At 37.1% G+C, this 5,373-nt stretch carries 6 protein-coding genes and 1 pseudogene; 6 read left to right on the top strand and 1 reads right to left on the bottom strand.

Translation table 11 applies throughout. From position 1 onward, the window contains the following. The 3 genes and pseudogenes from BMY14_RS20250 to BMY14_RS20240 all read left to right on the top strand — a co-directional run. Positions 1-2,300: pseudogene (locus BMY14_RS20250) on the top strand (glycohydrolase toxin TNT-related protein); the annotation flags it as partial. A 10-nt stretch (positions 2,301-2,310) separates the two neighbouring features. Then, the gene (locus tag BMY14_RS20245) at positions 2,311-2,604 is read left to right on the top strand and encodes a hypothetical protein (RefSeq protein WP_091836028.1); all 294 of its coding nucleotides are present in this window, start codon (positions 2,311-2,313) and stop codon (positions 2,602-2,604) included. Positions 2,605-2,658: 54 nt separating this feature from the next. Next, positions 2,659-2,886, top strand: coding sequence for a hypothetical protein (locus BMY14_RS20240; RefSeq protein ID WP_091836025.1), 228 nt, complete (start codon positions 2,659-2,661; stop codon positions 2,884-2,886). 109 nt (positions 2,887-2,995) lie between these two features. On the opposite strand, the gene BMY14_RS21260 is transcribed toward BMY14_RS20240, so the two are convergent. After that, entirely contained in the window at positions 2,996-3,178 is a 183-nt protein-coding gene (locus BMY14_RS21260; RefSeq protein WP_143063210.1) for a transposase, read from the bottom strand. Positions 3,179-3,455: 277 nt separating this feature from the next. Between BMY14_RS21260 and BMY14_RS20235 the strand changes: the two genes are divergently transcribed. The 3 genes from BMY14_RS20235 to BMY14_RS20225 all read left to right on the top strand — a co-directional run. After that, positions 3,456-3,935 (top strand): hypothetical protein, encoded by a 480-nt coding sequence (locus tag BMY14_RS20235; RefSeq protein ID WP_177177687.1) that lies wholly within the window; start codon positions 3,456-3,458, stop codon positions 3,933-3,935. A gap of 462 nt (positions 3,936-4,397) precedes the next feature. Continuing rightward, on the top strand, positions 4,398-4,799 hold the full coding sequence (locus BMY14_RS20230) for a hypothetical protein (RefSeq protein WP_143063208.1): 402 nt from the start codon (positions 4,398-4,400) through the stop codon (positions 4,797-4,799). Positions 4,800-4,936: 137 nt separating this feature from the next. Further along, positions 4,937-5,373 (top strand): hemagglutinin repeat-containing protein (locus BMY14_RS20225; protein WP_177177686.1); only part of this gene is annotated, 437 nt, incomplete at its 3' end.

The following is a 5,373-nucleotide window of genomic DNA, read 5'->3' as shown; positions in this document are numbered from 1 at the left end:
GTAAGATCAATTCGAATTATCAAAGCGTTACACAGCAGGCAGAAATCCATGCAGGACAAGGCGGCTTTAACATCGAAGTAGGGAAAAATACCGACTTAAAAGGTGCGGTCATTTCCAGTGATGCAACACCAGACAAGAATAAACTTAGCACGGATACACTGAGCTATTCGGATATTAAGAATAAAGCGGACTATAGTGCAAGTAGCATCGGGGTCAACGTCAATACTCCCAAAGGCGCGAAACTCAATCAACAAGGTGTTACCCCTAGCGTTGGCGTTCCAGCGAAAGGCGATGCTAGCAGTACAACAAAATCTGCAGTAGCCAACGGAACGATAGAAGTAAGAAGTAATCCAAAGCAAGATTTAAGTGGATTGATCAGAGATACGAATCAATCCTTAAACCAACTAGGAAAAATCTTTGATAAAAAGAAAATAGGCGAACAACAAGAACTAGCAAAACTTTTCGGAGAAGAAGCGTATAATCAAATCCATAATATTTCAAAAAAATATCAAGAAAAAGCTCAAAACTATAAAAATATAGCAGATGCATATCGTAGTCAAGCCACAAAAGCATTTATCGCTGGTGATTATTTGAAAATGTCACAGTTGATGAATTATACAAATCAATATGATGAAAAATATAATTCCATTATGAAAGACTGGTCAGAAGGTGGAACTGCTAAAACAGCATTACACGGTCTTGTTGGCGGAATTATGTCAGGAATTACGGGAAGCGGTTTTTCTTCAGGTGCGATAGGTGCAGGTTTCAATGAAAGCATCCAAAAACAATTGTCGAAAATAAAAAGAAGTGATCTGCAGCAATGGGCAAGCGCCGTGGTGGGTGTAACCGCTGCTAATTTGTTAGGAAAAGACGGACAGGCAGGAGGTAGTGCTGCCGTTAGTGGGACAAAAAACAACTTACAGGCAGGAGATATTGTCAAACGTGATAATGTTTATTATTGGGTTGCAGAAAATGGGAAACATTATGCTTTTATAAATGGTGTTGACCCAGGAACAATTGTTAAAGTGGTTATTGATGGTGAAGAATATACGGTTATAGCGAATGATCCAGCAAATGAAGGATCGGATTCATACAACGCAGCTCCGAGCTTTTTTGAAAAAGCAAGAGATGCATGGCTTCGACCACATGCTGACTGGTCAGCAGCTAATTTGGTTTATCAAGGAGATGAACTTCGCTCCTATAGCCTTACCCTCAACGATACGTATAAACAGCCAGAATCGTATGTATTTACTTCTCCAGAAAAAGACGAAACGCAAGTACAATATAACAACGGCTATCAAACCGTCCCAGAAGAGCCAGTAGTAACAGTATTACCAACTCAAGTAGAAGGAAATATTGTAAAAGAAAACAATCAGTATTATCAAATAGGCTCAAATGGAGAAAAAATAGAAGTTGATGCAAGTTCAGTTGAAGGAACGAAAAGATTTTATGCAAATGGATCATGGAATGAACACTGGTCAGATGGAATGGATCATGCTATTGCGCCAATTCGTGCAGAAAATGGTTCTGTGTGGAAAATAAATCCGCAAACGGGTGACGATGAGTATGATGGAGATGCCACTCCAGATGAAAAATTGGGGCAAATACAGATAAAGTTTGAAACAGCACCCACAATAGGGGAAAAAGCTGCTCCTGTTGTTATGAATGTAGAAAGAAAAATTGAAAAATATTACGATGGGCAGTTTGATATAGCTAAGAAGATGGGAATGCCGGATGATCTTGCCGGAACTGCTGCTAATATAAGTACGGGTGAGTTGTTCTTTAAATTCATACCTAAAATTCCTGCGACATCAAGTAATTTAAAATCGGCGGATGATATAGCCCCAATAGTTTCTGAGGAAACGGGTAATGCTAGCGGAGCAGTTAGCATTGTAACTGACGCTGAGATTTCGTCTCTTCAGCGAGGTGCCAATGTTACTTATTCAGAGCTTAAGCAAACGGCTGAATTTCTTAAAAATAACGGTCTGGATATTAGTCAAAGGCGTGAAGTAATCAAAGCATTTAATCCTGGAGCAGAAATAGTTAAATTAGATCAAGATTTAGTAGTATATCGTTATTATGGGGGAGCGGGGAATCCAAGAGGAAGATGGGTTACTACTGAATCATTAACAGATCCCGTCAATCAACTCGCATTGCCACAGGGAAGTACAGCTGAGAATGTTACAACATGGGTAATTCCAAAAGGTACAGAAGTACTGAAGGGAACAGTTGCACCCAATTTCGGAAAATCTGGTGGGGCTTCACAAATTTACGTTCCCGACAAAAATGTGTTGAGGTGATACGCATAATATGAGTTATACAATTGAAGGATTTACTGATGAAATAAGCATTATAATTTTAGAAGTCAATAAAGAAATCATTGAACGAAAGAGCGGTGTGTTAGGCGATGGAAATGTTTACCAATTAGAACTAATAAAGAGCGAATTAGAACAAATACGACAACAAGCGCAGACTAATACATTACCAGAGAAAAGTAAAAGATTTACAGCGTTCTCGAAGTATGTGGTTGATGAATGGGAGGTTGACTCGCCATTAGGAATAAAACTATGTAAATTGGCAGATAAATTCAAGCGGAAGATATAACAACGACACTCTGACTGCAAAATATCGGTCAAACTTAATGCGTAAGAAGGAAAGATGCTTGGCGTAAACGTAAAAACTAACAACTACAATAAACCATGGCTGGATAATGCAATAAAAAGAAATGATATTATCAAGATAGCAACAGAGCCCACATATAATAATCTTTATAGAATAAATAATATAACAGGAGAAAATGAGTTATCAGGTTTTGGGCGAGAATTTGAATATTTGAGAAGTTATGGTTACACATATGATCCTGTTACCAAAAGTATGATTAAGTAGATGAGGTGAAGGTTGAAAACAATATTTAAAACCTTAAATAAGGTAAGCAAAGTAAATAAGGCATGCAGAGGTGGCTTTAAAAACACTATAAAATTGGTGATTATATAATTTAACCTGCACTTTCGTTATTGCTTGAAGCAAGACTAGCCCATGAATAAAAGCGTTTCGCTGAAGAAAAAGTTTCTATGTTCGTACCAATCTCAGCAAGAACGATAAAGCCAAAAAGATATTTTTGAATGAAGCAACGGTTAGAACAAGATTGATTTCTTGCTGATAGGCATAGCGAGTGCAAGCGTGAATTGTTCTAACTTGGGTTTGTGGATTTCCAGGTCGTTATGCCGTCGAATGATTTTTAGTTTAGTATCTCGTTTTGGGGAGAAACTCTGTCGATAGTAAGTTCCGATTCAGGTAGTTTAAGGGTTATAGAGCCATCGGATACAAAAATGCGGCTGCTCTGAAAAGAGTAGACAACTCACCTCCCTCTAATTTGTAGTATATTGTTTTTCCTATAATTATATTATAGGAAAAACAATGCATTTAGGCACAAGTTTTTTCTTGCGTTTTGTGCCTTGATCGAAGAGAAAGGCGTGAATATAAAGATGGATAATATTTGGACTAAAATAAATTGTGAAGTACCTCAATATTTTAATACGCTAGCAGAAAAGTATTCAATGAAATTTTTAAAAGTTACTCTTTTGAAAACAGCAATTGTTGCTGAAAAATTTATTCTTTTAATATCAATTGACAGATTTTCTGCTGATGTAGATTATATTATGAGGGATAAGACGAGTGAAATAATAATTTATAGCTGTGGCAACTTTTTTGCAGAGCGATATGATAGCGCTGATAGAACTAATCTTGTCGAAGGAAATACCGCAGAAAATATGGTAATTAATAACTTAATAATTATAAGTAATGGATTGCAAAGTAAGTGGAGTAAAGTTTTGCATGGAGATATTGAATGGATAAATGATTTTAAACATTCAATATGGTTTAGTGAATGTAGATTAAATCAAACAGAGAAAAATATAATAAGTAAGCACATATAGGCTTTCAAAAACATATAAAAACAGAGGGATTCGGGGATCATAAAATTTTTACATTGATAGAGCTGCTCGGAGGGTAGCAAGGTGCGTAGTAAACGAAGGTGGGGTCTTTCCCTGATAAAACAACCTTTGAGCTATAATCAAGGTAGCGGTGACAACCCCCTATATGTATAAATTAATCGCAAAAAGCCAATAAATATCTATAAAAAGGATTAAAGTTATTGAAGAATAAAATGAAATATCCACTATACAACGTGTAGTATTCGTTTGCTTTGGCTAAAAAATAGTTAAAATGGCTAGCAGAAATGTTAGCCATTTTTGTTAGCTAAGAAAAGGAAAGCAGTACAAGAGTACGTTTTAATGGAAATTTACATCAAAATACTGGTGTTCTAGTGTCAGGTGACACTGATAGTACGAAAAAAGTGGGACAATCACGATTACAGGTGATGAAGATGAAGGCGGGAGATGATGATGTGGTACAAAATTTCAATTGTGTGTTTTTTTATAGCTATACTCGGATACTTGGCGTGGAATAATGAAGATGGGAGAAACCGTGAAGTTAGAATTATCCAAGAATATCAGACTATCCAGCAACCTCAAGGAGTTGAAGTGATATTCTATAAAGTGGAAAGAAAGTTTGTTAATAGATGGATTTTTAGCTGTTATAAATACCCTATGTCGGTTGATGAAGTCCAAAGGTATTATGAAGAATTACTTAAAAATGGAGGGTGGACGAAAAAAAAACGTCAAATACCAAAGGGAAAGATAGCATATGTTTATGAAAAAGAAAATCTGGAATTTGGTTTACAGCTCAATGAAAATGGTACATGGACGGTTTCTATGGGGTATAATGATGTGACTTATTAAGAGTGAAATGTATACCCGATCAGAATATGTCTGTAAGGGATACCTCAACATGGTAAATCTGTAAATAAGCATCAGTCAGTCGATCCATATTCATATTCTGAGTATATATCGACGGCTGCTCTTTTTATATACATTGTTTGGCTGTACGCTTAAATAGCGTATACCAACCATTAACGCGCAGCACTCAAGTGGAAGACAGCCGCCTAAAAGCGCTGTATGGCTACAAAGCGGCAACCGCAGCCAATAACGTTTTGAATGGGAAAACCCCGGACGGAACGAAAGCTGCTTCAAAAGATAATAGCTTGAAGGTTAGTGTAAGCATTGGAACATCAAAACAGCAAAGCGAAACAGACGCTGCGCAAGTAAGTGTTCAGCAAAGTACAATCACCGCTGGCGGCAATGTCAATGTTATCGCTGCAGGATCAGGAAAAAAAGACGCTGCAGGTAAAGCAGTAGATGGTGATATAACGATTGTTGGTTCCAATGTGAAGGGCCAAGACATTTCACTAACAGCTGCCAGAGATGTCAATCTGAAATCCGCAGAGAATACGACAAATACGAAAACAACCAACAG

This window comes from Propionispira arboris (assembly GCF_900109225.1).
GTDB classification, from domain to species: Bacteria; Bacillota; Negativicutes; order Selenomonadales; family Selenomonadaceae; genus Propionispira; species Propionispira arboris.
The sequence above is the reverse complement of the archived record's forward strand: the minus strand, read 5'-3'. Positions and strand labels throughout refer to the sequence as shown.